Source organism: Pseudovibrio denitrificans JCM 12308, assembly GCF_001310815.1.
Lineage (GTDB): Bacteria > Pseudomonadota > Alphaproteobacteria > Rhizobiales > Stappiaceae > Pseudovibrio > Pseudovibrio denitrificans.
Map to the genome: position 1 here is coordinate 267,250 of NZ_BAZK01000006.1, position 25,969 is coordinate 293,218.

General features: G+C 51.5%; 24 protein-coding genes, 2 tRNA genes and 1 pseudogene. 17 read left to right on the top strand and 10 right to left on the bottom strand.

From position 1 onward, the window contains the following. Nucleotides 1–3: 3 nt before the first annotated feature. Nucleotides 4–942 carry an ABC transporter substrate-binding protein gene (locus JCM12308_RS09905; protein WP_054783593.1) on the top strand — a complete coding sequence of 313 codons (939 nt, stop codon included), beginning with the start codon at nt 4–6 and terminating at the stop codon, nt 940–942. A 72-nt stretch (nt 943–1,014) separates the two neighbouring features. Here the strand turns inward: JCM12308_RS09905 and JCM12308_RS09910 are convergent, their stop codons facing one another. The 3 genes from JCM12308_RS09910 to JCM12308_RS09920 form a co-directional block, all read right to left on the bottom strand. Then, nucleotides 1,015–3,078 carry an adenylate/guanylate cyclase domain-containing protein gene (locus JCM12308_RS09910; protein WP_054783594.1) on the bottom strand — a complete coding sequence of 688 codons (2,064 nt, stop codon included), beginning with the start codon at nt 3,076–3,078 and terminating at the stop codon, nt 1,015–1,017. Between the two features lie 258 nt (nt 3,079–3,336). Beyond that, nucleotides 3,337–4,230 carry an RNA polymerase sigma factor RpoH gene (gene rpoH / locus JCM12308_RS09915; protein WP_008551469.1) on the bottom strand — a complete coding sequence of 298 codons (894 nt, stop codon included), beginning with the start codon at nt 4,228–4,230 and terminating at the stop codon, nt 3,337–3,339. A gap of 150 nt (nt 4,231–4,380) precedes the next feature. Beyond that, entirely contained in the window at nt 4,381–5,430 is a 1,050-nt protein-coding gene (locus tag JCM12308_RS09920; protein ID WP_054783595.1) for an RluA family pseudouridine synthase, read from the bottom strand. Between JCM12308_RS09920 and JCM12308_RS09925 the strand changes: the two genes are divergently transcribed. From JCM12308_RS09925 to JCM12308_RS09935, 3 genes are all read left to right on the top strand, one after another. After that, the gene (locus tag JCM12308_RS09925) at nt 5,429–5,743 is read left to right on the top strand and encodes a DUF6476 family protein (protein ID WP_208978422.1); all 315 of its coding nucleotides are present in this window, start codon (nt 5,429–5,431) and stop codon (nt 5,741–5,743) included. The genes JCM12308_RS09920 and JCM12308_RS09925 overlap by 2 nt on opposite strands. Before the next feature lie 131 nt (nt 5,744–5,874). After that, a tRNA-Glu gene (locus JCM12308_RS09930) sits at nt 5,875–5,949 on the top strand. A 72-nt stretch (nt 5,950–6,021) separates the two neighbouring features. Beyond that, nucleotides 6,022–6,096, top strand: a tRNA-Glu gene (locus tag JCM12308_RS09935). Nucleotides 6,097–6,295: 199 nt separating this feature from the next. Here the strand turns inward: JCM12308_RS09935 and JCM12308_RS09940 are convergent. After that, nucleotides 6,296–6,553 carry a hypothetical protein gene (locus tag JCM12308_RS09940; RefSeq protein ID WP_014286926.1) on the bottom strand — a complete coding sequence of 86 codons (258 nt, stop codon included), beginning with the start codon at nt 6,551–6,553 and terminating at the stop codon, nt 6,296–6,298. A gap of 304 nt (nt 6,554–6,857) precedes the next feature. Here JCM12308_RS09940 and JCM12308_RS09945 point away from each other — a divergent pair, with 304 nt between their 5' ends. Then, on the top strand, nt 6,858–7,670 hold the full coding sequence (locus tag JCM12308_RS09945) for a DeoR/GlpR family DNA-binding transcription regulator (RefSeq protein ID WP_014286925.1): 813 nt from the start codon (nt 6,858–6,860) through the stop codon (nt 7,668–7,670). 84 nt (nt 7,671–7,754) lie between these two features. On the opposite strand, the gene JCM12308_RS09950 is transcribed toward JCM12308_RS09945, so the two are convergent. Further along, entirely contained in the window at nt 7,755–9,065 is a 1,311-nt protein-coding gene (locus JCM12308_RS09950) for a coiled-coil domain-containing protein (protein ID WP_054783596.1), read from the bottom strand. Nucleotides 9,066–9,171: 106 nt separating this feature from the next. Then, complete coding sequence (locus tag JCM12308_RS09955) at nt 9,172–9,765, bottom strand: DUF1134 domain-containing protein (RefSeq protein ID WP_037037827.1); 594 nt, start codon at nt 9,763–9,765, stop codon at nt 9,172–9,174. Nucleotides 9,766–10,009: 244 nt separating this feature from the next. On the opposite strand from JCM12308_RS09955, the gene JCM12308_RS09960 reads away from it, so the two are divergent. From JCM12308_RS09960 to JCM12308_RS09995, 8 genes and pseudogenes are all read left to right on the top strand, one after another. Beyond that, nucleotides 10,010–10,483 (top strand): YHS domain-containing (seleno)protein, encoded by a 474-nt coding sequence (locus JCM12308_RS09960; protein ID WP_008551722.1) that lies wholly within the window; start codon nt 10,010–10,012, stop codon nt 10,481–10,483. A 93-nt stretch (nt 10,484–10,576) separates the two neighbouring features. Next, on the top strand, nt 10,577–11,233 hold the full coding sequence (gene chpT, locus JCM12308_RS09965; protein ID WP_054783597.1) for a histidine phosphotransferase ChpT: 657 nt from the start codon (nt 10,577–10,579) through the stop codon (nt 11,231–11,233). Nucleotides 11,234–11,380: 147 nt separating this feature from the next. Further along, nucleotides 11,381–14,140, top strand: coding sequence for a hybrid sensor histidine kinase/response regulator (locus tag JCM12308_RS09970; protein WP_008551308.1), 2,760 nt, complete (start codon nt 11,381–11,383; stop codon nt 14,138–14,140). Beyond that, a pseudogene (locus tag JCM12308_RS09975) lies at nt 14,137–14,633 on the top strand (chemotaxis protein CheW). Before JCM12308_RS09970 ends, JCM12308_RS09975 begins: the two are co-directional and overlap by 4 nt. A gap of 30 nt (nt 14,634–14,663) precedes the next feature. Then, the gene (locus JCM12308_RS09980) at nt 14,664–15,029 is read left to right on the top strand and encodes a response regulator (protein ID WP_008551604.1); all 366 of its coding nucleotides are present in this window, start codon (nt 14,664–14,666) and stop codon (nt 15,027–15,029) included. A 3-nt stretch (nt 15,030–15,032) separates the two neighbouring features. Next, a complete protein-coding gene (locus JCM12308_RS09985; protein WP_008551507.1) occupies nt 15,033–16,295 on the top strand; it encodes a protein-glutamate methylesterase/protein-glutamine glutaminase in 1,263 nt (420 codons plus the stop codon). After that, on the top strand, nt 16,292–17,224 hold the full coding sequence (locus tag JCM12308_RS09990; RefSeq protein ID WP_008551369.1) for a CheR family methyltransferase: 933 nt from the start codon (nt 16,292–16,294) through the stop codon (nt 17,222–17,224). The genes JCM12308_RS09985 and JCM12308_RS09990 overlap by 4 nt, the downstream gene beginning before the upstream one ends. 173 nt (nt 17,225–17,397) lie before the next feature. Further along, nucleotides 17,398–18,402 (top strand): MBL fold metallo-hydrolase, encoded by a 1,005-nt coding sequence (locus tag JCM12308_RS09995; protein ID WP_054783598.1) that lies wholly within the window; start codon nt 17,398–17,400, stop codon nt 18,400–18,402. Nucleotides 18,403–18,462: 60 nt separating this feature from the next. On the opposite strand, the gene JCM12308_RS29525 is transcribed toward JCM12308_RS09995, so the two are convergent. From JCM12308_RS29525 to ctrA, 4 genes are all read right to left on the bottom strand, one after another. Then, on the bottom strand, nt 18,463–18,801 hold the full coding sequence (locus JCM12308_RS29525; protein ID WP_208978423.1) for a hypothetical protein: 339 nt from the start codon (nt 18,799–18,801) through the stop codon (nt 18,463–18,465). 20 nt (nt 18,802–18,821) lie between these two features. Beyond that, nucleotides 18,822–19,238, bottom strand: coding sequence for an EamA family transporter (locus JCM12308_RS29530; protein ID WP_208978424.1), 417 nt, complete (start codon nt 19,236–19,238; stop codon nt 18,822–18,824). 110 nt (nt 19,239–19,348) lie between these two features. After that, nucleotides 19,349–19,825: a TrmO family methyltransferase domain-containing protein gene (locus tag JCM12308_RS10005; protein ID WP_054783599.1), complete on the bottom strand. Its 477-nt coding sequence runs from the start codon at nt 19,823–19,825 to the stop codon at nt 19,349–19,351. 214 nt (nt 19,826–20,039) lie between these two features. Then, entirely contained in the window at nt 20,040–20,729 is a 690-nt protein-coding gene (gene ctrA / locus JCM12308_RS10010) for a response regulator transcription factor CtrA (RefSeq protein ID WP_008551652.1), read from the bottom strand. A 372-nt stretch (nt 20,730–21,101) separates the two neighbouring features. On the opposite strand from ctrA, the gene fliI reads away from it, so the two are divergent. The 4 genes from fliI to JCM12308_RS10030 all read left to right on the top strand — a co-directional run bounded on the left by fliI (nt 21,102) and on the right by JCM12308_RS10030 (nt 25,954). Continuing rightward, nucleotides 21,102–22,427 carry a flagellar protein export ATPase FliI gene (fliI, locus tag JCM12308_RS10015; RefSeq protein ID WP_054783633.1) on the top strand — a complete coding sequence of 442 codons (1,326 nt, stop codon included), beginning with the start codon at nt 21,102–21,104 and terminating at the stop codon, nt 22,425–22,427. Between the two features lie 30 nt (nt 22,428–22,457). Then, nucleotides 22,458–22,865, top strand: coding sequence for a flagellar export protein FliJ (fliJ, locus tag JCM12308_RS10020; RefSeq protein ID WP_054783600.1), 408 nt, complete (start codon nt 22,458–22,460; stop codon nt 22,863–22,865). 233 nt (nt 22,866–23,098) lie between these two features. Further along, nucleotides 23,099–23,539 carry a paraquat-inducible protein A gene (locus JCM12308_RS10025; protein ID WP_054783601.1) on the top strand — a complete coding sequence of 147 codons (441 nt, stop codon included), beginning with the start codon at nt 23,099–23,101 and terminating at the stop codon, nt 23,537–23,539. A gap of 138 nt (nt 23,540–23,677) precedes the next feature. Beyond that, a complete protein-coding gene (locus JCM12308_RS10030; protein ID WP_054783602.1) occupies nt 23,678–25,954 on the top strand; it encodes a mechanosensitive ion channel domain-containing protein in 2,277 nt (758 codons plus the stop codon). The last annotated feature ends 15 nt before the right edge of the window (nt 25,955–25,969 follow it).

A 25,969-nucleotide genomic window follows, 5' to 3' on the forward strand; every position in this document is an offset into this window, starting at 1 on the left:
CTTATGAAAAAACTAGGTATGCTGTTTGGTGCAGCGATGCTTGCAAGCACTCTTCAGGTGCAGGCTGCGGATAAGCTGACTGTGCTGCTCGATTGGTTTGCGAACCCGGACCATGCTCCGATTGTGGTTGCGAAGGCGCGGGGCTTCTTCGAGAAGGAAGGGCTTGATGTTGAGCTGATTGAGCCGGCTGATCCTTCCATGCCGCCAAAGCTGGTTGCAGCCGGGCAGGGGGATATTGCGATCTCCTATCAGCAGACACTGCATCCGCAGATCGATGAGGGCATGCCGCTGATGCGTATCGGCACGCTGGTTTCTACACCGCTGAACACGCTGATTGTGCTGGAAGACGGGCCAATCAAGAAGATTGCAGACCTCAAGGGCAAACGCATCGGCTACTCCACGTCCGGCTTTGAAAGCGCGATGCTGGGTAAGATGCTCTCTAATGCCGGTTTGAGTTCTGATGATGTTGAGCTGATCAATGTGAACTTCTCGCTGTCTCCTTCCTTGATGGCGGGACAGGTTGATGCGGTGATTGGTGGTTACCGTAACTTTGAGCTGAACCAGATGGAAATTGAAGGTGCGAAAGGTCGTGCGTTCTATCCGGAAGAGAATGGTGTGCCGGTTTATGATGAGCTGATCTATGTTGCTCACAAAGACAAGCTGGATGATCCACGCCTGAAGAAGTTCATCAGCGCGATTGAGGCGGCAACTGTTTATCTGCTGAACAATCCTCAGGACTCCTGGAAGAGCTTCCTTGAGGTCTATCCGAACCTTGATGATGAGCTGAACAAGCGCGCCTGGGCAGACACCCTGCCACGCTTTGCGAGCCGTCCAGCTGCTTTGGATATTGGCCGCTACGAGCGCTTTGCGAACTTTCTGATTGAGCAGGGGCTCATTAAAACAGCGCCTCCAGTGGAAACCTACGCGGTTGAACTGCGCTAACCGTTATAGGTCTAAACCAATTATTGAGCCTCCGAGTTTCGGGGGCTCTTTTTATTTGTAGGCCAAATGCTGTTATTGCGCTGCATCCTTCACCGCTTCGTGCTGCGCCAGATCGCTGAGGATGTACTTCTCGAAAGCCGCATAGATGGCGTTGTATTCGCCGTCAGAGAGGGCCTTGCATTCGTCCAGCAGAGTGAGTGCTTTTTTCTTGTCGTTCTCCTCAAAGAGCGCGAAGACCATGTTGCAGTGGGTGTTCTTGAGTTTGAGGAAGTTTTCTGAAAAAGCGAGGGATGGATCACCGAGTAACGCAAACGAACGCATTAAATAACGGCTGGTTTTGACAGGGACCGTCTCCAGCGTTGCCAGCTCTTGCATCTGACCGCGGGTGGTTTCGCAGATGAGGAGACTGTGACCTGCCTCCTTGCAATGGCGGGCCAAATCATCAGCTAAATCAACGGGTTTTCCGAGTGGGGCATATCGGAAGTGGCGTCTGGTGCCGGTCTCTCCCAGCGTTGCCAGGCCCGTTGAGATGCCGATATCGAGCGTGACCGCGTGGTCCGTCATGTTTTTCTGGTTGAAGTTGAAGCGATCTTTGACATTAAAACGCTTCATCTGCTTCTGCATTTCAATCGCCGTCCGACACGCATGTGCTGCATGGAAGGGATCATCCAAAGGGGCGTTCCAGTAGGCACTTAGGCCAGATGTATTCAGCGTATTTAGTGTTCCATCGTGGATATGGACTTCATCCAAATGAGCGGTTTGGAAGCTGTTGGAGAAGCTTGCGAGATCCTGAGGGGAAAGACCCTCATAATATCGATGAAAGTGCCTCAGGCGGGTTGAGAGGCTCGTGATCTCACGTTGTTGACCCTCCAATGGCAGTTGCTCTGATTTTGTGAGCAACTTTTGCATCTGTTTGGGTGCGAGAATATCTGCAAATCGCTCAGTTGTTTTGCTGCGGTGGCTTTTGAAGGTCACTCTTCTGATTGTGCAGGAGATAGCAAAAATCAGCAGAATGATGAGCGATGGGAAGAATGGTTCCAGCGCTATGTTGTTAAGAGCGAACTGGTGAAATGCAACACCATTCATTGCCAGTACGGCGATGACTGCTATGGTCAGGCTAAGCCAGAAGCCTTGTGTTGCTGAAGCGAGTACGACAGCGCTACCGAAAATGATTAGTGCAGTAATCTCAGTGTATTGGCTCCACGTGGGAGTGGTGATGAAATTTTCAGATTGCAGCGTTTGGAGTGCCTGTGCGTGCCGTTCTGACACTCTTGTTTGTGTGCCCAAAACAAAAGTGCTGTTTGGTGCTGGTGGCCAGAGTTTAGAGGAGACCTGGTCACGTAGGATGTCGTTTGCAGCAAAAATATAGGCACCGGATGAACTGGTGTTGTAAATCAGCATCTCACCCTTTGAGGTGACGGGAACTTGGAGTTCTGCACTTTCTAACGAGGTGCCTCGCTCCGTTTGGATCAACCGAAAATCTTCGGTTTTAGCTGAATTTAAGAGCTTCCAAGCTTGCAGTGCGAGTGAGGGCGCCGGGTTGGCTTTGCTTTCAAACTGCAGCTTGTAGAGTAGGGCAGGTGAGCCTTTTGCATAGTGTGCATCGCCTTGGAAACCAACAGCTTCGGAGAACCTTATGTAATTGGAAAGTGGAGGTTTTTCTGCTGTTGCTTGGGTCAAAGGACTGTTGAGCAACACAGGGTAATGGGAGATGATGGTTTGCAGCAGAAGGTCATGGTTTGGGTAGGTGGCCCGCAAGGATGGCTGCAAGGTATCATAGGTTCTACTTCTCAGCGTTGGTGAAGCAGGATCAGCCTTTCTGAAGTCGGCATCGATGATCAGTAACTCAGGATTATACTCCCCCAGCTTTTGAAGGATTTGCGCCAGCTCGAGACGCTGATACACCGGCTCCTGCGTTTGCTGGGCTGATTCTGGTGTCAAATGGATTGTGTAGACTGGCGGCGCCGATGCTGTGTTTGGCCAAGCCAATTGCAGCGCGTTCTGGCTGAGATATCCGACGTTTTCCAATACCTGCGGGTATAGGATGCGGAGCAGTATAGCTATAGCTATGATTAAGCAGGATACAACCGCAGCGAGTGCGCGGTTGGTTTGCGACAGCCAGCCAGAGCCGAACATTGTATTTCCCCCCAAGAGGGGAAGCGACCCAACTCACATAAAATCCCCTCATCATTAACCTTAGGAGAGCACCTGAGGGACGACAAGCTTGGCTGTTTATTTAAAAGGATGTTCCTACAGATGATTTGTATTTTAAGTTAATTCAGCTCAAATTGTGTGCATGTAAGCGTTACAATGCAGACAACATCCATCGTGGCTGTGTAATCAGCGTCCATTTTCATCTGGCTGGGAAACGTACCCCCTGAGCGGGAGTACGTGTTATGCACTTGCGTGTTGGGCAGCCATTGCCATTGCGCTTTCCTGAACGGCCTTCTGGACCTTTTCAAAAGCACGCACTTCAATCTGGCGAACACGTTCGCGGCTGACACCAAACTCGGTGGAAAGCTCTTCCAGAGTGATTGGGTTCTCTGACAGACGGCGTGCTTCGAAAATGCGGGTTTCACGTTCATTGAGAACGCTCATCGCATTTTTCAGCATATCGCGGCGTACGTCATACTCTTCCTGCTCAGCAAGCACAGCTTCCTGGCTTTCAGAGTCGTCAACGAGCCAATCCTGCCATTCGCTGGATTCACCTTCGCTGGAGCGCAGTGGTGCGTTTAGAGAAGAGTCGCCACCCAAACGGCGGTTCATGGAAACAACTTCGTTTTCCGTTACGCCGAGCGTCGTTGCAATCTGCTGAACCTGTTCTGGACGCAGATCACCGTCCTCAAATGCCTGAATTTTGCCTTTGACGCGACGCAGGTTGAAGAACAGGCGTTTCTGGTTTGCGGTGGTGCCCATTTTTACCAGCGACCAAGTGCGCAGGATGTATTCCTGAATGGAGGCTTTGATCCACCACATCGCATAGGTTGCCAGTCGGAAGCCTTTGTCTGGCTCAAAACGTTTTACAGCCTGCATCAGGCCTACGTTACCTTCGGAGATGACTTCGCCCAGTGGCAAGCCATAGCCGCGGTAACCCATTGCAATTTTTGCAACGAGGCGCAGGTGAGAATTTACAAGTTTTTCGGCAGCTTTAGGTTCGTCGTGTTCCCGGTAGCGCTTGGCGAGCATGTACTCTTCCTGCGGCTGAAGCATCGGGAATTTTCTAATCTCATCTAAATAGCGGCTTAAACCGCCTTCGCCACCCGTGAGGGCTGGTAGGTTACGGGCCATAAAGCACCCCTCCTTGCTTAGTGTTCCCGCCTGATCGAGGGATCAGGCTTTTCGGCAAACACACATTGGTGCCTCCAGATGAAGCGCACCTGAAGTTTCTATATGGGAACATTGTGGCCAAAACGCTACCAGATCGGCAATTTTTTTGGCCTAAATTTTTCGTAATGATTGAAGAATACCAGCAAAATCAGCAGGTAACTCCGATTCAAACTTCATGAATTCCTGCGTTCTTGGGTGCGCAAACGCCAAAAGTCCTGCATGAAGAGCTTGTCGTTTGAACTCCGCCAACTGGGTTTTCAGTGGTTCGTGGAATTTATTGTATTTAGTTCTAAAGCCAGAACCGTAATCCATATCACCTATTAGCGGATTTCCGATGTGGGACATGTGTACGCGGATCTGGTGGGTTCGGCCTGTTTCCAGACGACATTCAATGAGACTTGCGACGGCAGCTTCATCCTGCGGGCCAAAACGCTCCTGAACCTGCCAATGGGTAATTGCATGGCGACCACCGGTTTTCAGCACCGAGATCTTCTGGCGGTTGGCGGTAGAGCGGGCGAGATTGGCGTCTACAGTTCCCTTTGCTGCTGTGGGAGCACCCCACACAAGAGCTTTATAGGCTCGTTCCAGTGGACCGGTTCTGCCGTGGTCGGCAAACTGAGCTGCAAGGCCTTGGTGTGCCATGTCGTTTTTAGCGACGACGAGCAGGCCTGTGGTGTCTTTATCAATACGATGAACGATGCCAGGGCGTTTGACGCCGCCGATGCCGGACAGGGAAGAGCCGCAATGGTGGATGAGCGCGTTGACCAGTGTGCCGGTAGGATTGCCAGCGCCCGGATGCACGACAAGGCCTGCTGGTTTATCGATGACGATCAGGTCTTCGTCCTCATAAACGATCGTCAGAGGGATATCTTCCGGCTGTGGTTCAGCTGCTTCTGGTTCCGGGACAATAAGAGTGATTGTATCTCCGGCACAGACTCTATATTTAGGCTCCAACACCGTGCGTTGGCCAATTTGAACCTGACCAGCCCGGATCAAGGCTTGAAGTCGGTTGCGACTGAAGTCATCTATATGCGCAGCGAGCACAGCATCCAGACGGCGACCGGCGTCTTCCGGTTCTGGCGTGATGACTGTTGGTTGCTGCTCATTGGCAATTACAGAGTTTGTGAGTGGCTGGGTGCCCTCAGGAGATTTATCGTTCATGCGTGATCCTAATACTGACAGCGACGAGACTGTACAGGACGAACTTGATCCAGCAGCTTTGAGGCTTCAAGCGAAGCTCCGCCGCCTCTTGATGGGGTCAAGCCTTGTCATGGTGCTCGGCTTATTAGCTGTCTTTGCGGCCATCTTCTATAAGATTAACGCCAATAATTCCAATGTTAGCGCAGATAATGTTGCTGCAACAATTGCTATTGGCGCTGAAGCACAGGTTATCTCCGTGACCCAAATGGATGGAAATCTGGTTGTGCTGGTGAAAGAAGGTGCGTCACAAGCACTTGTCTATATCGACCTGTAACGGGCCGAAAAATTGCACGTACTGATTTTGTTGCGAGATAGGTGGATAAACCCCCTTTTCTTTTGAGGAGGGGGCTTGCCAAGCGGGGAATTAGCCAATATACCCCCGTCCATCGCGAGAGCGAAGCTTAGGCGCCCATCGTCTAGCGGTTAGGACGCCGCCCTTTCACGGCGGAAACAGGGGTTCGATTCCCCTTGGGCGTACCAAAAGCTTTCTCAGCGATACCAAGCAGTTATCTGCTTGAAGACAGAGCTTTGTAAAAGTCTCTCACTATGTGAGCGCCCATCGTCTAGCGGTTAGGACGCCGCCCTTTCACGGCGGAAACAGGGGTTCGATTCCCCTTGGGCGTACCACTCCTTTTCTTCCCAATACATCGTGACTGAGATAGTAAGCAGCACTGAGCTCGCGTGCATCTTTCGCTCAAGGCAAAGCGCATGTCAGCCATGGTATGTGGTGTTTGCTTGGATGTTGTTTGAGGATGGTTCCCCTAGATGGGGGATGCAGCACTTCAAGGATAGACGTGTTTGCAGCAGGAAAGCCCAAAGGTGCGGTTTAGAACCAGCGACCGTTTAATCCTGCGCCGAGGTGGTGGTCTTCTTTATCTCCGTCAACATCATTCCAGAGCTTTTCGTCACTCTGAGTTTCGTTGCTGACGGTTTTTGCCAGACTTTCACTGAGCTGAGCATTCATTTCTTTCAAGTCATCGATGTTGTCGAGAACTTCGATGCGGGCCTCAGCAGTCTGGAGTTTGCTTTTCAGTGCAGCTGGTTTCTTTGCAGAATACCGATTGGCACTGTATTGCCGTTCCATTACGCGGGTCACAGTTCGTCCCTCTTAGATTTTCTAGCTGAACTTTGATAAGACAGTGTATTGATCCGCGTGAGCTTTAACGGACTTCTTTGGGCGGTATCATGACAAAGATGGAAAAAGTTGCAGCTTGTCCCCTTTTTGTGACGTATTAATACTAAGAGTAGGGGAGCAGAGGCAAGAGGACTTTTGTTTTGAACTCATCTAATAGTCGTCTGGATGCTTCTGTGCTTTTGGCTATAGTACTGTGAAACATCGCAGATTATAGACTGGTGGCAATGTACAAAAAAATTATCGGACTTGATTCATGATGCTGGTTTCGCGCCACAACTCTATTCTTGATATTGCCCGAGAGACCGGGAAGGTGGAAGTTGACGAACTCGCCACGCGCTTTTCTGTGTCTCCTCAGACAATCCGCAAAGACCTGAAAGAGTTGAGCGACCAAGGGCTGCTGACCCGCGTACATGGTGGGGCGCTGCTGGCGTTTGGCGTTGAGAACCTGGGCTATTCCGCACGTAAAGATCTGGCAGGCAAAGAGAAGGAAGCCATCGGGCAAGCCGCTGCTGACCTGATCCCAGATCGTGCATCGCTCTTTGTGAACATCGGGACGACCACTGAGGCAGTAGCGCGGGCTTTGATCCAGCGTACAGGCCTTATGATCATCACCAACAACCTCAATGTGGCGAGCACGTTACGACCATTCTCAGAGAATGAAGTGATCATCTCTGGCGGATTGGTGCGTGCAACAGATGGAGGCATTGTGGGTGAGGCTGCTGCGGACTTCATCAGGCAGTTTAAGGTTGACTACGCTGTGATTGGTGTGTCTGCGCTGGATCGTGATGGAGCGCTGTTGGACTACGATTACCGCGAAGTGCGGGTTGCTCAGGCGATTATTGAGAATGCGCGGCATGTTATTCTGGTCGCTGACCAGACCAAGTTCGAGCGGTCTGCTCCTGTACGGATTGGTCATATTGCGCAAGTGGATACGTTTGTGACGGATACGCTGGTCTCGCAGGATTACCGTCAATTGCTGGCGGATAATGAAGTGCGACTGGTGGAAGTGGCCGGTAAATCGCAACAGGATGCAAGTGGAGGCTCTAAGAGCCCGACAGAAGCCTGAACTGGCTAACGCAGCATTCTGATAGTGGATACGAAAAAGGCGCCGTTTGAGGCGCCTTTTGTTTGAGATGTGTGAAGCCGAAGGTTAGCCGCGGGAGCTGCTGGTCTTTCTTGCGTCTGCGATGCGTTCAGCAAGGTTCTTGTCTGGCTCTGGTGCAGGCGTTGCTTTGTCAGCTTTTGCCGCTGGAGCGCTCTTTGCTGCTGCAGGCTTACGGGTGCGTGGCTTTGTGGTTTTAGCCGGAGCACGTCTGGTGCGCGTGGTTTTGGGCTTTGTTGCCTCAGCCTTCGGTGTGCTTGCTGCGATTGTGCTGAGGTCTTTCAGGACCTCATCGTACTTTTCTGCAAGCGGAGGATTTTCTGCAATTGCCTTTGCTGTGATCTGGGCAGCAAGATCTTTCAGTTCATTGCGCAGATCAACGGCTTCCTCGATCTTGGAGGTGCTGTTAGCGCGTTCTTCGAGTTGCTTCGTCAGCTTCTCGATTGTTTTCTTTGCTTCTTCCAGATCGGTTTCGAGAGTTTTCATATGCTCAGGCGTTTTGATATTCGGATTTCTGGTGGTGCGCTTGGCAGCTTTTTCTTTGGCTGCCTTCTCTTGCTGAAGGGCGTGTTTCAGGTCATCACGCTCGCGTTCCAGTGAGCTGTAGCGGCTTTTGAGTTTGGTGAAAGACTGTGAGGCCAGTTCCGCTGCCTCTGCCGGAGAGGTTGGCTGATGCTTGGTTTCGGCTTCCGCCGTCATCTCTGAAACCTGCTGAGAGATCTGAGTTGCCAGTTCTGCAAGCGGGTTGTCCATATCCTGAAGTTCTGAAGTGTCGATTGGACCAACTGGCTTGGTCGCACCTTCTTCGTCCTTCAGTTCAGCATCAAGCTCGCGGGTCTTTTCTGCGGCGGCCTGTTTGTTGAGCTGGATAATCTCAGCGGATGCCTTCTGGTCGGCTGTCTGTTCCGCACCTGCAGTTTCCAGCTCTGCTTCTGGCTCGGTCGTGATGCGGTCATCAGCGGAGAAGGGAATTGGTTCAGATGGATTTCTACGACGCAGGAAGCGTGTTGCCTTCTGTGCCATGTTTTTGCGCTCGCGGGCAGACTTGAGTTGCACGACGCTCAGCTCTTCCTTCAGCTCAGCGAGTTGTGCCTCGGCAGTTGCACGGGCGGACGCATTTTCAGCGAGCTTTTCCGTCATGCCTTCCAGGCGAACTTCCATCTGACGGATCGCGATGGCATGCTGCGCGCGCAGCGCATCTTTTGCCATGGTGGCACGGGCATAGCTTATCGGGTTGGACGTCTCAATCGCTTTGCGCGTGAGGCGTACAGCACGGCCCCAAATAAAGGGGAGGGCAGCGAGCGCTAGAATGCTCGCGAGGAAGAAACCCAGTGCAATGTATAGTGCAATTTCAATCACAAACTATGCCTGATCTGTTTAACGGGTGTGAGGGTCTGCAGCAGACTTAAGCGCATTCTCTCACACACTAACTTGCCAAAATATAACTAACGCAGGGTTAGTTATATCAGAAAGGATTCCATGTTGGCTTCCTAGTAAATTTCAAATAGCCCATGTTGAGGCCAAGGCGGGCACCAACGCCTGCACGAACCGGTACAACGAAGATGTCGTTGTTGGACAGAACCTGCATGCCGAAGCCGCCTACGAGGTAAGCAGAACCCTTTGCACCAACATAGCGGCGATAGATGGCATCGACACTTGGCAGATCGTAGACCAGCATCATTACGCGTGCGCCATCGCCGCCAACGTCAAAGCCCAGAGATGGACCCTGCCAGAAAATCTGGTGGTTGCCTGCGTTGCGGGTGTAGAGCGTGCCTTCACCATACGCAGCGCCTGCGAAGAAGGCAGCAGAGCCTTCCTGGCCCAGAATATAGCCGTTTGGCTCACCGTATTGCTGAACTGCACGTTCCACGACCTGTGCCAGACCGGTGGAGATGGAGCCAAAGAAGTCATGACCTGCGGAGAGGATGTCTTGCTCGTGGTAGCGTGACTGATCAACAGCCGCTTGTGCATATGAATGTGTGTTGAGCGCCAGCAGAGCGAAAATGGCGCAAAGGACGATTGCAGCTTTGTTGCGCAGATTGGCGAACAGGCTCGTCATCATGCCAACGTCTCCTTCCAAGAAACCCGAGAATTTGGATTGTTCAGAGCAAATCCAATGTTAAGGCATAGTGCAACTTTTAGGTACAACAAGTTATAGTGCCTTACATCTACCTAGTGGTTAATCACGGTATAGCTGGGTAAATGATGTGCATCCCGTTGGCCAGGCGTCGCGAATTTTGTATCTCTGTCAAACTTGCTGGTTTAGTTAATGCAGGTGATTCGGACTCTGGATGGACATTCTCATGATTTCTGATGTTTTCTACAGAAAATTTGTGCGTACAGGCCGAATTGCGTGGTGTTCTCTCCTTTTTTTGTGTGCTGCCTCAGCATTCGCCTATGCGCAGGAACGGTTCACCTACACGCTGTCCATGTGCGATCCAGTGTCCTATCAGGTCTCGGAAACTCCGGAAAAGGGGCGTGAAGACCTGTCGCTCTCATGGGGCGGTCGGGTTTGGGCGTTTGCCAATGAAGGTAACCGGGAAGCGTTCAAGCACGATCCAGAGGTCTATGCCCCATTATTTCAGGGATGCGATGCCCTCTCACTTGCGCAAGGCTACCGAGCTGAGGGATTGGCGAAAATCTATCTTGTCTATAACCAGCGGTTATTGCTGTTTCAGAGCCGTGAACACCGCGCTTTGTTTCTGACGGCGCCGGACATTTTGCTTGCAAAGGCACAAAGTCGTGCACGCGATGTAAAATGCGGTCCATATCAATGATGTCCAGCTTGGAATTAAACCAGCAGGCTTGTACCTTTTTCGCCACATCACGAATCAATCATAGGGCCAGTTGGCCAAAGTTCTGGAGCGGTTATGTCAGTATTTAAGGAATTGTCTTCTCTTGATCTTGCCGCACTCGTCGCAAGCCGTGTGTGCCACGACATTATCTCACCTGTCGGGGCAATCACAAACGGTCTGGAAGTGTTGGATGAAGAAGGCAATGAGGACATGGCAGACTTTGCGATGGACCTTATTCGTAAATCAGCCCGCCAAGCTTCTGCGAAACTTCAGTTTGCGCGCCTCGCATTTGGTGCTGCCGGATCTTCCGGCGCTTCCATTGATCTGGGTGATGCGCAGGAAGTTGCTGTTGGATACATGAGCAATGAGAAGGCAAATCTTGAGTGGACCATGCCGCGTCTGCTGCTGCCTAAGAATCAGGTGAAGCTGATCCTGAACCTGCTTTTGCTCATGAATCAGTGTGTTCCACGGGGTGGTACCATTACCATCAGTATGGAAGGGGATGAGAGCGCTCCGAACTTTCTCCTTAAAGCTGAAGGAACGAATGCGCGAATCCCTCAGGTTGTAAGTGAGATTCTTTCCGGTCAGGAGCCGGAACGGGTAGATGCCCACACTGTTCAACCGATCTATGCGGTTTTGTTGGCAGGTGAAGCTGGCTTAAATATTGAGCTGGAGAAAGACGGTGACGCCGTCATATGCAAGGCAAATACTCAGGTTTCTGAGTCTGCCTGATCAACTGTCAAAAACAACCATTTATTGTAGGTTGGATGAATCTTACAATCTTTCAACCTATGTTAACCGTTTGGCTTAACACTCAACCTTAGTGAAATTTAGGAGTCTCGTTTTGAGGCTCCCCTAAGCATTGAGTGGGTGCGGGCCATGGACGATCTTCTCAGAGAGTTTCTCACTGAGACCAATGAAAGCCTGGATGTTGTAGACGTTGAGTTGGTGAAGTTTGAGCAAGAGCCAAACAACGCCACCATTCTGGATAACATTTTCAGGTTAGTGCATACAATCAAAGGCACTTGTGGGTTCTTGGGCCTGCCGCGTCTGGAAGCGATTGCTCATGCTGCTGAAACTCTTATGGGCAAGTTCCGCGATGGTGTTCCTGTAACACACGAAGCGGTTACGCTTGTTCTTGCTTCAATCGATCGCATTAAAGATATTCTTGCTGATCTTGAAGCTGCAAACGGTACTGAGCCTGAAGGTGCAGACCGTGATCTCATTGATGAGTTGGAACGACTTTCCCTAAGTGCTGACAACGATGACATGGCTGACGAAATGGCGGCAGCTATGGCAGAGGAAAAAGCTGCTGAGGAAGAAGTTGGCACCGATATCTATCAGGTTCTGGAGCGGCCATTGCGCCCTGGCGAAGTATCGCTGGATGAGTTGGAGCGCGCCTTCCAGGAAGCTGAAGTCGAAATCGAAATGCCTGATCCTGCGGAAGATGCAGAGGACGAAGCGGAAGCAATGGATGCTGCTCCTGAAGCTGCGCCTCAAGCAGAAGCTCCGGTTGCGAAGAAGGCTGAAGCTAAGCCGAAAAACCCAAGTGCAAAAGGTAAGGCTTCCAGTCAGGGTGTTTCCAATCAGTCCATTCGTGTGAATGTTGAAACGCTTGAACACCTGATGACCATGGTGTCCGAGCTGGTGCTGACACGTAACCAGCTGCTGGAGATCGTTCGTCGTCATGAAGACAGCGAGTTCAAGGTTCCATTACAGCGTCTGTCCAATGTAACCGGTGAGTTGCAGGAAGGGGTCATGAAGACCCGCATGCAGCCAATCGGCAACGCATGGCAGAAGCTTCCACGTATTGTTCGCGATCTTTCTCAGGAACTTGATAAGCCAATCGGCCTTGAGATGATTGGTGCGGAGACAGAACTTGATCGTCAGGTTCTGGAGCTCATCAAAGATCCGCTGACCCACATGATCCGCAACTCTGCAGACCACGGTCTGGAAGAGCCTGCTGACCGTGTTGCTGCTGGTAAGCCAGAGAAGGGCAACATCACCCTTTCCGCTTATCACGAAGGCGGTCACATCATCATCGAAGTGAAGGATGATGGTCGTGGTCTGAACCTTGAGAAGATCAAGGAAAAAGCGCTTAAGAACGGTGTGACCACCGAAGCCGAACTGGAAAAGATGGCAGATCAGCAGATCTACAAGTTCATCTTTGCAGCAGGCTTCTCGACAGCGACCAACGTGACCAGTGTTTCTGGTCGTGGTGTTGGTATGGACGTTGTGCGCAACAACGTTGAGCTGATTGGTGGTTCTATCGACCTTCGCTCTACTCCGGGCAAAGGTTCCAGCTTCATCATCAAGATCCCACTGACGCTGGCGATTGTGTCTACACTGATCGTCGAAGCTGGTGGTGATCGCTACGCTATTCCGCAACTCTCTGTTGTTGAGCTGGTGCGTGTTCAGTCCAACTCAGAGCACCGCATTGAGCGTCTGAAGGATCGCCCGGTTCTGCGTTTGCGTAACAAGTTGCTGCCTCTGGTTCATATGTCTCAGCTGCTTGGTCAGACTGAGGAAGCTGATTTGGATGAAGATAACGGCTTCATTGTTGTTATGCAGGTTGGCAGCCAGACCTTCGGTGTTGTGGTGGACGGCGTGTTCCATACCGAAGAGATTGTTGTGAAGCCAATGTCTTCCATGCTGCGCAACATCAACATGTTCTCTGGCAACACCATTCTGGGTGATGGCTCTGTGATCATGATCATCGATCCGAACGGTGTTGCAAGCGCGATGGCTAGCCATGCTTCCGGTACGCTGACTGATACCTTCGAAGATGAGCAGGACAACGAGGAAGCTCGTGTGATTGATGCGGATGCTCCAATTTCACTGCTGCTGTTCCGTGCCGGTTCTGAAGAGCCGAAGGCTGTTCCGCTGTCACTGGTGACACGTCTTGAAGAGTTTGATGTCTCCAAGATCGAGCATTCCAATGGCCGTGATTTGGTTCAGTACCGTGGCTCTCTGATGCCGCTGGTTTATGTAAACGAAGGTGATCGTCATAAGCCTGAGGGTACTCAGCCAATGCTGGTGTTCTCTGACAACGGTCGTTCCATGGGTCTGGTTGTTGATCAGATTGTCGACATTGTTGAAGACCGGATGACCATTGAAGTGGTGTCTGAGCGTCAGGGTGTTCTTGGTTCTGCGATCATTCGTGAGCGTGCAACTGAAGTTATTGACCTTGGTTATTATCTGCCTCTGGCATTTGATGACTGGTTCATGCGCAAAGAGATCGACACAACCACCAAGGTGAGAAAGCTTCTCTTCCTTGATGATAGTGCGTTCTTCCGCAATATGCTGACACCGGTTCTGAAAGCGGCTGGTTACGATGTCACCGTTTGCTCGAGCGCTCAGAGTGCATACGAGCTGATGGAAAAAGGCACCGACTTTGCTGCGATCGTGACTGACATCGAAATGCCAGATATCAGCGGATACGAGTTCTGTGAGAGCCTGCGTCGTGATACGCGCTTCCGCCATCTGCCGATCATCGCACTGTCTGCTGTTGTGACACCAGCTTCTATCGAAAAAGGCCGTCAGGCTGGCTTTGATGACTATGTCGCCAAGTTTGACCGTCCAGGTCTGCTGGCAGCGCTCAAAGATGTTTTGACCAGTGAAATGGGAGTTGCAGCATGACAACTCATAAACTCTCCGCCGTCGAAGACGAAGACAACCGTCAGGGCAGTGCCGATCACATCCAGTATGTGACTGTGGTGATTGGCAGCCAGCTGTTTGGTCTGCCTATCTCTCAGGTTCATGACGTGTTTGTTCCTGAAAAAGTTACACAGGTTCCGCTGGCACCGCCTGAAGTGGAAGGCGTGCTGAACCTGCGCGGACGCATCGTGACTGCCATCAATATGCGTCGCAAGCTTCATCTCAAGCCAAATGATGCTGATCAGGGCATGATGCTGTTGGTATTGAGTACAAAGGGGAGTCCTATGGCCTTGTTATTGATGCCGTAGGAGAGGTACTCAACTTGCCGAGAAATGAGATGGAAGCAAACCCATCCAACCTTGATTTCCGTTGGGCTGAGATTTCCGGCGGGGTTCATCGTCTGGACGGGCGACTGATGGTGGTACTGGATGTAGACCGTCTGTTGAGCTCCCTTATTGAACCTAAAGCTGCGTAAGCGCACCTTCGAAGCGAGAGAGCCGATTTAATGAAAAAGTGTCTGGTTGTTGACGATTCCAGCGTAATCCGCAAAGTGGCCCGCCGCATTCTGGAGGACATTGGATTTGAGATCACCGAGGCTGAGGACGGACAGAAGGCACTGGATGCTTGTAAAGCTTCAATGCCGGATGCGGTTCTGTTGGACTGGAATATGCCTGTGATGGACGGGCTGGAGTTTTTGGCCAAGCTGCGTGAGGAAGATGGCGGTGAGGAGCCGGTTGTTGTGTTCTGTACAACAGAAAACGACGTGGCTCACATCACAAAAGCGATCCGCGCTGGTGCGAACGAATACATCATGAAACCGTTTGATCGGGAGATTCTTTCAGCGAAATTTCAGGAAGTTGGATTGGTCTAAGTAATGGATATGGGCCGGCTGGGCATGTATGCAAAAGTTGAGGAGCCAAAGACGGAGAGATCCGGTCATGCGGCACCTATCCGGGTCATGGTCGTAGACGATTCCGTTGTCATTCGTGGGTTGTTCAGCAGATGGATTGAGGCAGATCCTGAGCTGGAAGTTGTTGCAACTCACAGAAATGGTGAGCTGGCAGTAAAAGACATTGAACGCAGCAACCCGGACGTTGTTGTGCTCGACGTTGAAATGCCTGTGATGGATGGCCTGACAGCTCTTCCGAAGCTTCTAGAAAAGAAACGCGATCTTATCATCGTGATGGCTTCCACGCTGACGCGCCGGAACGCCGAAGTAAGTTTAAAGGCTCTTTCTCTTGGTGCCACTGATTATGTCGCCAAGCCGGAAACAACTGGCCAGACAGCCAGTGCTACCGAGTTTCAGAGAGAGCTGCTGGAGAAACTGCGCTTGCTTGGACGTGGGGGAAAACGTCTTAAGCGCACGACCATTAAGCCAGCAGCTGAGCCTGTACGCAGAATGCGTGCGGAGATTGTCAATGACCCGCACAAACGACGGACTGAAACCTCTGTTGACCGGGCAGAGACGCGTGCAGCATTGCGCCGTCCACGGACAATGGGGCTTCAATCAGCTGCAAAGCAAGAGATTACGCTACGGCCATATTCTTCGGTCGTGCCGAGAGCTCTTGTGATTGGTAGCTCCACGGGAGGGCCGCAGGCACTTCAGCGTGTGCTGACTGATGCACGCGATGGTTTGCTCAAGGTTCCTGTTGTGATCACGCAGCATATGCCACGGACGTTCACGACAATTCTTGCGGAGCATTTGCATAAGCAACTTCAGCTTCCTTCAAAAGAAGCTGAGCACATGGATGTATTGAAACCTGGGCACGTGTACATCGCGCCAGGCGGAATTCATTTGAAAATCGGCAAGCAGAACGGGCAGGCGGTTTCGCTGCTTGAAGACGGAGCTCCCGTCAACTTCTGTAAGCCATCTGTGGATCCACTTTTTGAAAGTGCAGCCGAAGTATTCGGTACCGCGTGTTTGGCACTCGTTTTGACCGGCATGGGCAGTGATGGCGCAAATGGCGTCAATGTAATTGCCGGTAAGGGCGGAAGCGTCATCGCGCAGGATGAGGCCTCCAGTGTTGTCTGGGGAATGCCAGGAGCTGCTGCCCGTACAGGGAACTGCAGCGGCATCGTGCCTCTTGATCAGATTGGTGCACAAGTCAAGCGTATCTTAAAAGGAGCCGCGCGATGATGACTTCTGAATATGATTTCTTGAAGAAATTTTTGAAATCCCGTAGCGGCCTCGTTCTTTCCGATGAAAAGCAGTATCTGGTCGAAAGCCGACTGATGCCTGTAGCTCGTCGTCATAATCTCAATGGATTGAGTGAGCTTATTCTTGCGATCAGCAAGCCGGGCTCCATGTCCCTGCAGAATGACGTTGTTGAAGCGATGACGACGAACGAGTCATTCTTCTTCCGCGACAAGAGCCCTTTCGAGAACTTCCGGAATGTGATGCTTCCTCACTTGCTTGAGGCACGTAAATCACGCCGGAGTGCGCGCATCTGGTGTGCGGCTGCTTCGACTGGTCAGGAGCCTTATTCCCTCAGCATGTATCTGAAGGAAGACAAGGCGAAGGTTGGTTCGTTTCGCTTTGAGATTCTGGGTACCGACATTTCGACCGAAGTGCTGGAGAAAGCTCGCACTGGCATTTACAGCCAGTTCGAAGTTCAGCGTGGCCTGCCTATTCAGATGCTGCTGAAGTACTTCTCTCAGCAGGGTGAACTTTGGCAGATGGCTCCGGAAATCCGGGCAATGGTGCAGTGGCGCAAGCTGAACCTGCTGGAGAACTTCAGCCATCTGGGTGAGTTTGACATCATCTTCTGTCGTAACGTGCTGATCTACTTCGACCAGCAGACCAAGATTGATGTGCTGAACCGCATCTATCGTCAGCTGCCGGATGATGGCTTCCTGGTGCTTGGTGCTGCGGAAACTGTTGTTGGTTTGACTGATGGCTTTGAGCCTTATCCGAACCTTCGTGGTGTTTACCGCAAGAAGCAGGCTGCAAGTCGTCCGGCTGGCTCGACAAGCTTTACGCGGTCTACGGCAACTTCGCCTAGTACACCGGGTACGACCCGGCCAACTATTCAGGCTTTGGCGGGTGGGTCTCGCTTCTCAGCTTAAGATCAAGAATTGGGCCAGCGTGAAGCTGGCCTTTTTTATTTGCGCATCGCTTCATTCGCTCGCAATTCAAATTCAATATGAGCGAATTCCTCCAAAAGATCCTCAGAGTTTCCCGTTAGTTTGACGCCGCTGAATGCCTGTTATCCGGGCACCGGGCCGAGGGAGTTTGAGTGATGAGTTCTCGTGATTTCTTTAAGCTGAGCAGACGGTCTGCCCTTGCTTTAGGCGCTGGCGGTTTGCTTGCGACAGGGATGAGGAGTACTGAGGTGGCCGCGGAAATTCCGATTGAAAGATCCAATCAACACGCCCCAGCCACCGAGTTTCAGCTCGGTGAGTTCAAAGTCTACGCGTTTTTGGATGGCACCTTTGTTGCGGAGCATCCGCAGGATACGTTTGGTATGGACCAGACGAGTGAGGTGTTTGACAAAGCCAGTCACGACCACTTCATCTCCTCTACCAAGTTCAGAGGCTTTTTCACGCCGGTTCTGGTGAATACCGGTAATGGGCTGGTTCTGTTTGATTCGGGAAGAGGTGTTCTTTCTCAGCCACAAAGCGGGAACTTGCTGAAAGCGCTTGCGACGGCGGGTATTCGTCCCGGTGACATTGATGTCGTGGTGCTGACGCACATGCATGCGGATCATACGGGCGGCCTGATGCAAAACGGCATTCCTACTTTTGCCAACGCGACGTATGTGACGAACCCGATTGAGTTCAACTACTGGGAAAAACTTGGTCCTGCAGCGAACCAGAGTGCGCGGGTGTTTGCGGAGAATGTCCTGCCGCTCAAAGACAAATTCGACTTCATCAATCCGGGTGATCAGGTGGTGCCTGGTATTACGGCAATTGAGGCATACGGCCATACGCCGGGGCATACGGTGTATTCGGTGGAAGCCAATGGGCGAAAGCTCATGCTGACTGCGGACACCGCGAACCACTTTGTTTGGTCCTTAGCCTATCCGGATTGGCGTGTTGTGTTTGATATCGACAAAGCACGGGCTGCAGAAACGCGTCGGCGCATCTTTGGGATGATCGCCGAAGAGCGCATTCCTTTCATCGGCTATCACATGCCATTCCCTGCCTTGGGGTTTGTTGAGGCTGTGGGGGACGGGTTCCGGTTCGTTCCCGCAACTTATCAGTTGCAGCTTGGCAATGAGGATGAGCAGGACCGGCCTGAGTAACCTACCGAGGTTTCCTTTGATAGGCTGAAACGGCGACACCGCAGAGCACCATGGCGGTTGCTATGATGAAACGCAGGTCAATGGCTTCCGCGAGGAACACAATCCCACCAGCAGTGGCGATGATTGGTACGGTGAGCTGAGCAACGGCAGCCGTGCTTGTTTGAAGCTGCGGAATGATTGCATACCAGAGGCATAGCCAAGACCTGAGGTAATTGCGCCAGAGATGACAGCTAAGACCACGCCTGCCAAGGTGATTTCACTGTTATCGGGAAACAACAGAAGTGCCAAAGCAACCAATGGGATGGCATAGAGGAAGTTCATTCCCGTGTCTTTTAGCGGGTTTGCTGCGCCTCTGCCGATGATGGAGTAAATGCCCCAGCCGACAGCAGCAACGGTCATGAGACCTGCTCCGAGTGGGTTTATGCCGGCGTTTGCCGGAGAGAGCAGGTATACGAGGCCGGAGAAGCTAGGCCTGCGCCGATCCATTTCTGCAAACCCAGTTTTTCACGCTGAAGGAATGCACCAGCGAACATGGTAATTTGCACTGCCCCAAAGAGTAGGAGTGCGCCGAAGCCAGCATCCAATGAAATGTAGGCATGTGAGAAGCCGAGAATATATGCGCAGAGTGCGAGCACTGCAGGATAGTTTGGCTTAGAGAACTGAAGCTTTTGGCTTCTGACGAAAATAAGGGCGAGGAGCATAACGGCTCCGGCAATGACCCGGATGGTTGCGAATGCGGATGGTCCAATCTCACCATCTGCGAGTGCCAGTCGGTTCAAAACGGAATTGGCAGCAAAAGCCACCATGACAATAGATGTAAGAATAAAAAGCCTCATGGGCGCACAATGGCAATAAAGCTTTATGATTGGCAAAACACTTAGGCGTTATTGGAGGTGTTTTCTCGATTAGCCTCCACGAGAAACGCAGAGGCTAACCGGTCTCTTATTTATGCGAACTCAGCTGCCCAGTCGAAATCAGCCGATGCTTCATAGGATTGAGGCCAGTGCTTGCACCATTCTGGTCCATGGCATTGTTCTACCCGATCCGAGGCCGGGAAGTAGGGTTTGATATCCAGCAGTGGTGTGCCGGGTTCTGCATCAATGTAAGGGACGGTGATAAGGCCGTGTTCTACATCGACATTCAGCAATGATACCGTTGAAAGGCCGATTGAGTTCGGACGGGCAGGGGATCTTGACGCGAACGTACCGATCTCATGATGTGCCTTGGCGTATGGAGCTGGGAACTGCATCGTGTTCCGGTCCTGCTCTGTTGCCGCCTGATCTGCCCACCACAAGATGAGGGCGTGGCTGAAGTCTGATAGGTGCAGCAGAGCTGGCCTGTAATCTGACTGGATGTTGAGCTGGAACAGCCCGTTGGTTGCTGTGACGGTCCCGATGGCTCTCAGGTCTGCAAAGGATTGCATCTTCGTATCCTCATATGTGTTTCGGAAGTCATCAAGCTTGATGAAGCTACCCTCCGCTTACTTTCACCAAAGTGCAAGCTTTAGCGGTTTTGAGGATGAAGAGCGTTTGATTGCAGATGGTTAGGTGAGAATCAGAAAAGCCCTGCGTGGTGTTGACCAAGCAGGGCTTCTACTGAAACTCTTTGAAAGTTTGCTTTGGAAGAGCGGTGGGCTCTTAAGCTGCTTTCTCTTCTGGTTCGCGCAGCACGTAGCCGCGGCCCCACACTGTTTCGATGTAGTTTTTGCCAGCGGTTGCTGAAGCGAGCTTCTTGCGGAGCTTACAAATAAACACATCGATGATCTTCAGCTCAGGCTCGTCCATGCCACCATAGAGGTGGTTGAGGAACATTTCCTTGGTGAGGGTGGTGCCCTTACGAAGGGAGAGAAGCTCGAGCATCTGGTATTCTTTACCAGTCAGATGTACGCGTTGACCTGCAACTTCAACAGTCTTGGTGTCGAGGTTTACGGTGAGGTCACCGGTAACAATCACGGACTGAGCATGACCTTTTGAACGACGTACAATTGCATGAATACGTGCAATCAGCTCATCCTTGTGGAATGGCTTTGTCATGTAATCGTCAGCGCCGAAACCAAGGCCACGGACCTTGTCTTCAATGCCAGCCAGACCGGACAGAATAAGAATAGGTGTCTTCACCTTGGATACGCGCAGTGTACGCAATACCTCATAACCGGACATGTCCGGCAGGTTCAGATCCAGCATGATAATATCATAATCATACAGTTTGCCGAGGTCGATGCCTTCTTCGCCGAGATCTGTCGTGTAGACATTAAAGTTCTCGGATTTGAGCATCAGTTCAATGCTTTGTGCAGTAGCACTATCGTCCTCGATCAACAATACACGCATGTTAATCCCCTCGTGTTGCCTTTCCTGGGCAGTCGCGCCGGCCCAAAAACACAAACCGTTGCGAAGGAATACTATAAACCCGACTCAATTGAATGAGTTTATGGTTAACAGAACTCGAATCGCTACCGCAAGCGTTTTACTCTGACGTAGAACAGTTCTCTGGGTACAACCTAGAATTCAGGGGTGTAACCTTTCCTGTTCAACATTTTGAGACCGGTTGGCTTTCAATCGAATCAAGTGCTACTGAAAGCCATGTTTAGACGCTTCGTTTCCTTGAAAGGCTATACGCCATTCAAAGTCTCCCCAATAACATTAAGCAGAAGCGTAAACGATCGGTTACCATCGACGAAAATGATTAATAGGGAATCTGTTTTGGACTCGCTTTTTGCAGAAATCGAATCATGCCTCCCAACCGAAATTTACGGTAGAGTAGAAGCAGTTAAGGGACTTCTGATCGAAGTTGCAGGCCCTGTTTACGCCATGAGCGTCGGGGCGCGTCTACTAATAGAAATAGGGGAGAACGCAGCGTCAATTCAAGCTGAAGTCGTCGGATTTCGAGGTGGAAGAGCGCTTTGTATGCCATTTGGCGAGCTTGATGGTGTGCGTCATGGTAGCAAGGCGAAGCTGATTTCTCGTGAGAGTATCGTGCATCCATCGAGCGGTTGGTTGGGGCGTGTTGTTAACGCTTTGGGTGAGCCAATTGATGGAAAAGGACCGCTTCCATTCGGTTCAATTCCGAGAAAATTGCGTGATTCACCACCTCCGGCTGCAGAAAGAGCGCGTGTTGGAGGCCCGATCGATCTGGGTGTGAGATCTCTTAACAGTTTTGTAACGTGTTGTCAGGGGCAGCGCCTTGGTATTTTTGCCGGGTCTGGCGTGGGTAAATCCGTCCTTATGTCTATGCTTGCGCGCAATGCGGAAACTGAGGTGTCTGTCATTGGTCTGATTGGTGAACGTGGGCGTGAGGTTCAGGAGTTCATTGAGGATGATCTAGGCGAAGAAGGATTGGCTAAGTCTGTTGTGGTGGTCGCGACATCTGACGAGAGCGTCCTCATGCGCCGGGAAGCTGCATATCTTACATTGACGCTCTCCGAGTACTTTCGTGATGAAGGCAGGAATGTTCTTTGTATGATGGACTCGGTGACACGCTTTGCAATGGCTCAGCGTGAGATCGGTCTTTCTGTTGGTGAGCCTCCGACTTCTAAAGGTTATACTCCGACCGTCTTTACTGAACTTCCTAAACTGCTGGAGCGTGCTGGGCCAGGTGCAGTTGGCAAAGGCGCAGTGACTGCACTCTTTACTGTGTTGGTTGAAGGCGACAACCATAATGAGCCTGTGGCGGATGCGGTGCGTGGTATCCTTGATGGGCACATAGTCATGGAGCGGCAAATTGCCGAGCGTGGTCGCTACCCTGCAATTAACGTGCTAAAATCTGTAAGTCGAACTATGCCACGGTGCGTACCTGAAGAGGCCTTGCCGATTCTCCGGCGCGCCAAGCAGTTGATGTCTGCTTATGCGGATATGGAGGAACTGATCCGTCTGGGTGCATATAAAGAAGGTGCAGACCCCCTCGTTGATGAGGCTATTGCTAAATATGACATGCTTGAAGCGTACCTTGGGCAAATGAAGGGGGAAAAAACTACAATTGAAGAGGGATATTTCCAACTTGCTCACCTTTTGGAAATGACTCAGGCGTAAGCTCACTCTCCGGTAAAGGGAGTATTGCGTATGAAGAATCGTGAAGGCCTTTTGAAGCTGAAGAAGTTCAATGTTGATGAGAAGCGCCGCCAGGTGACTCAGATTGAAACGATGTTGAGTGATTTTGATCGAATGGCTGAAGATCTGGAGAACCAGATTGTTCAGGAGCAAAAGCGTGTTGGCATTGATGATGTCACGCATTTTGCATATCCGACTTTCGCTCGCGCGGCTGCACAGCGCCGGGATAACCTGAAGCACTCGACAGAAGAGTTGAAGTCTCAGCTTGAAAAAGCACAGGACGAACTGACGGAAGCTGTTTCTGAGTTGAAGAAGATCGAATTGATGGATGAGCGCGACCAGATGCGTCAGCGTGCTGCTATGGATGCGATTGAACAAGACGGAATGGACGACATCGCGGGGCGGATGGCTCGTCGCTAATCCTCCTCGGGGTTGAGAGTTCGCTTATTCTACCTGAATGACCTGACACTCTTGCGACCCCAAACTGGTCTTACCTCTTCAATATCCTTTATTGATCGCACTGCGCCTGCTCGCGGTGCGATTCCCTGTGCTTGCTTTCATTTCACCAATGTTTATCTATAGCTGTTGCGCCGTGATCCGGTTGCCGGGTCAAAGCACTATCCATTTTTCGGGAAGACGCTTCTGGAGCCTATATGCCTGTTTTACTTGGTTTCTTAATTCCAATTGCTGCGTTTTCGTTTGGCCTCGGCCTTACGCTTCCCTTATTGAGCATGGAACGTCTCTATTTTTTACAGGACACGCCAAGTCTGCTGCAGGTGATCAGCGGGCTTTATGAGGATGGTGAGGTTTCCATCGCTGGTCTTGTGTTTGTGTTCTCCGTCTTCCTGCCTGCTCTTAAAATTCTCGTTCTTGGTATTTCTGCTTTGCATCGGTCTTCCAGCAAATGGCTCACGACGCTGAGTTATCTTGGTAAGTGGTCCATGATGGATGTGATGTTGGTGGCGCTGGTGATTTTTGCTGCCAAGACCAGTGGGCTTGCCAGTGCTCAGGTTTTGCCAGGGCTGTGGTTTTATGCAGCGGCTACGCTTTCAACTGCTGTGGCTGCATTTATGGTTGGGCGGCGAGCCAAATAACCTTTGCATGCTTTGATCTGTCAAAAACCCTGTTTGCGCAGGGTTATTTTGTCGGTTTGTCTTCACCGGATCTTCTCGTTTATGTTGTAAAGCGGTAATGTTCGCTTGATTTTTGCACGCTTCCATTCTGGGTGATCTATGCTTTTCCGGTTTTTTCTTGCAGCGTTTGCTGCAATCTTTCTTAGTTTTGCCAGTGTTGCGCAGGCTCAAGATTCCTCAGCTTCGGCAGAGGGAGGGGCAGATGTTCAGCAGGCCAAGCAAGCTCTGATCAAGGTGCTTGAAGACCCGAAAGGTCGTGAAGCGCTCATCAAGATTTTGCAGGAAGAGCAAGCGAAAAGTGCTTCCGGATCCGAGGCGTCTGGCACACCGGTGAACCCGGAAGCTAAAGCAACGATTGCCGCGCAGATCGGGTCTTATGTGCAGGAAGGTGTTACGAGCTTCTATGATTTTGGCGCGCTTATTATCTCAGGTCTTTCAGGTTATGAAGACCTGATTGATGGGCAGTCGCAGGTGGATCATTCGCGGCTGTGGGACGGCATCTTCAGCATCATTCGCGTCCTGTTGCCAGCTTATCTGGTTCTGATCATTTTGCACCGTGCTTCAACGGCTTACATGCGCCGTCATGAGAAAGGACCGGACCGCCATTCAATCTTCTTCCGTGTTGGCTTGCTGGCGATTACCTCGGTGTTTGATGCTGCGTTCGTGGGCATTGCGTCGGGTGTCGGCTATCTGTCTGCCTACATCTTCTCATCTGATCCGACAGTACAGAGCATCAACAATGTTGAGCTGTTCGCTATCAATGCTTTCTTCCTGATTGAGATGTCGCGTGTTGTGATCCGCTTTGTGTTTGCGCCGCACCGCTCTGTTTTCCGCTTGCTGCCTTTCTCCGACAGTGAAGCTGTTTACTGGGCGCGCCATCTGATCCTGATCGTCGGTATTCTTGGGTTCGGTGTCCGTTTGGCTGTACCAATGGTGGGCGTGAACTTCTCAGCTCAGTTGGCTGGCAGCGTTCGTGTCACAGTGGTGCTGCTCTGTATTGTCTATCTGACGACAATCATCCTGCGGTCCCGTTTGCGGGTGCGGGATGCTATTCGCGTTTATGCGGATAGCTTCAAAGGTTCCAACTTCTCGGTTCAGCTGTTTAAGGGACTGGGTTTTGTCTGGCATCTGCTGGCGCTGCTTTATGTGTTTGCGATCATGGTTGCGTGGTTGCGTACGCCGCTCGATGCGATCAACTACATTGCCCAAACTAGCGCGATTTCCTTGCTGGTTATCTTCATCGGGCTGGGCATTATGAAGTTGTTGACACGGGTTATCCGTAAGGGTGTTGATCTTCATGATGCGTTGGACCATGTGCTGCCGACTTTTGAAGACAGGCTGAACTCGTTCCTTCCTGCCGTTTGTGCAGTGCTGCGTGTGATCGTTGGTATCTGCGTGGTTTTTGGTGTTCTGGAGGTCTGGGGTGTCGGTAGTTTCTGGCAGTGGATCTGGACCGGTGATGGTATTGCCTTTGCAAACGCTGTGATGTCTGCGGTCATTGTTATTCTTATCGGCTTTGCTCTCTGGCTGACGATCATGTCCTGGATCGACCTGCGTATTCTGGAGCGGGAAGGCAAGACTGTTTCCAGCCGCACCAAAACGTTGTTCCAGTTGTTCAGCAACGCACTTTCAATCCTGATGATTGTGATGTTTACGCTTCTGGCTTTGTCTGAGCTCGGCATTCAGATTGCGCCATTGATCGCAGGTGCTGGTGTTGTTGGTCTGGCGGTATCGTTCGGCTCGCAGAAGCTGGTGCAGGATGTGATTACTGGCGCCTTCATTCAGCTGGAAAACGCTATGAACGAAGGAGACTTCGTGGAAGTTGGTGGCATCAGTGGTACGGTTGAGCGCTTGAGCATTCGTAGTGTGAGGCTGCGTGATCTGAATGGTACCTCTCACATCATCCCGTTCTCCTCTGTGACCAGCGTTTCCAACTCCACGCGCGACTTTGCTTATGCTGTGTCCGTGATGGGGGTTGGGTATGACACCGACATTGAAGTGGCCAAGGAAGCCATGCACGAAGCGTTCCGCCGGTTGGAGGAAACACCGCACAATGTTGCGATCCTTGGTGAGTTGGAGATGCATGGTGTGACTGCCTTTGGTGATTCAGCCATCAACATCCGCGCACGTATCAAGACACTGCCGGGCAGCCAATGGGCGATTGGCCGTGCTTATAATGAGTATCTGAAGGTCGTGTTTGATGAGCGCGGCATCGATATTCCATTCCCGCAAGTTACCTACCATGTGGCAAGTGATAGCAGCCCGGAGGAGGTTCCTCAGGTTGAGCAGAAAAAGCCTGCTCCGGCCAAGGGACGTAGCTCCAAAGCTGGCGGGAGTGAAGGTGATAACACCTCTGAGGAAGATGGTCAGACCTGATGTAACCCTAGGTGA

Excerpts from the sequence above, each read along its gene's own strand:
- JCM12308_RS29530 (WP_208978424.1), bottom strand. The coding sequence starts at position 19,238 with ATGAGGCTTTTTATTCTTACATCTATTGTCATGGTGGCTTTTGCTGCC.
- JCM12308_RS09910 (WP_054783594.1), bottom strand. The coding sequence starts at position 3,078 with ATGTTCGGCTCTGGCTGGCTGTCGCAAACCAACCGCGCACTCGCTGCG.
- JCM12308_RS10025 (WP_054783601.1), top strand. The coding sequence starts at position 23,099 with ATGCCTGTTTTACTTGGTTTCTTAATTCCAATTGCTGCGTTTTCGTTT.
- JCM12308_RS09985 (WP_008551507.1), top strand. The coding sequence starts at position 15,033 with ATGGATATGGGCCGGCTGGGCATGTATGCAAAAGTTGAGGAGCCAAAG.
- chpT (WP_054783597.1), top strand. The coding sequence starts at position 10,577 with ATGTCAGTATTTAAGGAATTGTCTTCTCTTGATCTTGCCGCACTCGTC.
- JCM12308_RS09980 (WP_008551604.1), top strand. The coding sequence starts at position 14,664 with ATGAAAAAGTGTCTGGTTGTTGACGATTCCAGCGTAATCCGCAAAGTG.
- JCM12308_RS29525 (WP_208978423.1), bottom strand. The coding sequence starts at position 18,801 with ATGACCGTTGCTGCTGTCGGCTGGGGCATTTACTCCATCATCGGCAGA.
- JCM12308_RS09955 (WP_037037827.1), bottom strand. The coding sequence starts at position 9,765 with ATGACGAGCCTGTTCGCCAATCTGCGCAACAAAGCTGCAATCGTCCTT.
- JCM12308_RS09925 (WP_208978422.1), top strand. The coding sequence starts at position 5,429 with ATGCGTGATCCTAATACTGACAGCGACGAGACTGTACAGGACGAACTT.
- rpoH (WP_008551469.1), bottom strand. The coding sequence starts at position 4,230 with ATGGCCCGTAACCTACCAGCCCTCACGGGTGGCGAAGGCGGTTTAAGC.
- ctrA (WP_008551652.1), bottom strand. The coding sequence starts at position 20,729 with ATGCGTGTATTGTTGATCGAGGACGATAGTGCTACTGCACAAAGCATT.
- JCM12308_RS10030 (WP_054783602.1), top strand. The coding sequence starts at position 23,678 with ATGCTTTTCCGGTTTTTTCTTGCAGCGTTTGCTGCAATCTTTCTTAGT.
- JCM12308_RS09905 (WP_054783593.1), top strand. The coding sequence starts at position 4 with ATGAAAAAACTAGGTATGCTGTTTGGTGCAGCGATGCTTGCAAGCACT.
- JCM12308_RS09995 (WP_054783598.1), top strand. The coding sequence starts at position 17,398 with ATGAGTTCTCGTGATTTCTTTAAGCTGAGCAGACGGTCTGCCCTTGCT.
- fliJ (WP_054783600.1), top strand. The coding sequence starts at position 22,458 with ATGAAGAATCGTGAAGGCCTTTTGAAGCTGAAGAAGTTCAATGTTGAT.
- JCM12308_RS09960 (WP_008551722.1), top strand. The coding sequence starts at position 10,010 with ATGATTTCTGATGTTTTCTACAGAAAATTTGTGCGTACAGGCCGAATT.
- JCM12308_RS10005 (WP_054783599.1), bottom strand. The coding sequence starts at position 19,825 with ATGCAATCCTTTGCAGACCTGAGAGCCATCGGGACCGTCACAGCAACC.
- JCM12308_RS09990 (WP_008551369.1), top strand. The coding sequence starts at position 16,292 with ATGATGACTTCTGAATATGATTTCTTGAAGAAATTTTTGAAATCCCGT.
- JCM12308_RS09920 (WP_054783595.1), bottom strand. The coding sequence starts at position 5,430 with ATGAACGATAAATCTCCTGAGGGCACCCAGCCACTCACAAACTCTGTA.
- JCM12308_RS09945 (WP_014286925.1), top strand. The coding sequence starts at position 6,858 with ATGATGCTGGTTTCGCGCCACAACTCTATTCTTGATATTGCCCGAGAG.
- JCM12308_RS09940 (WP_014286926.1), bottom strand. The coding sequence starts at position 6,553 with ATGGAACGGCAATACAGTGCCAATCGGTATTCTGCAAAGAAACCAGCT.
- JCM12308_RS09970 (WP_008551308.1), top strand. The coding sequence starts at position 11,381 with ATGGACGATCTTCTCAGAGAGTTTCTCACTGAGACCAATGAAAGCCTG.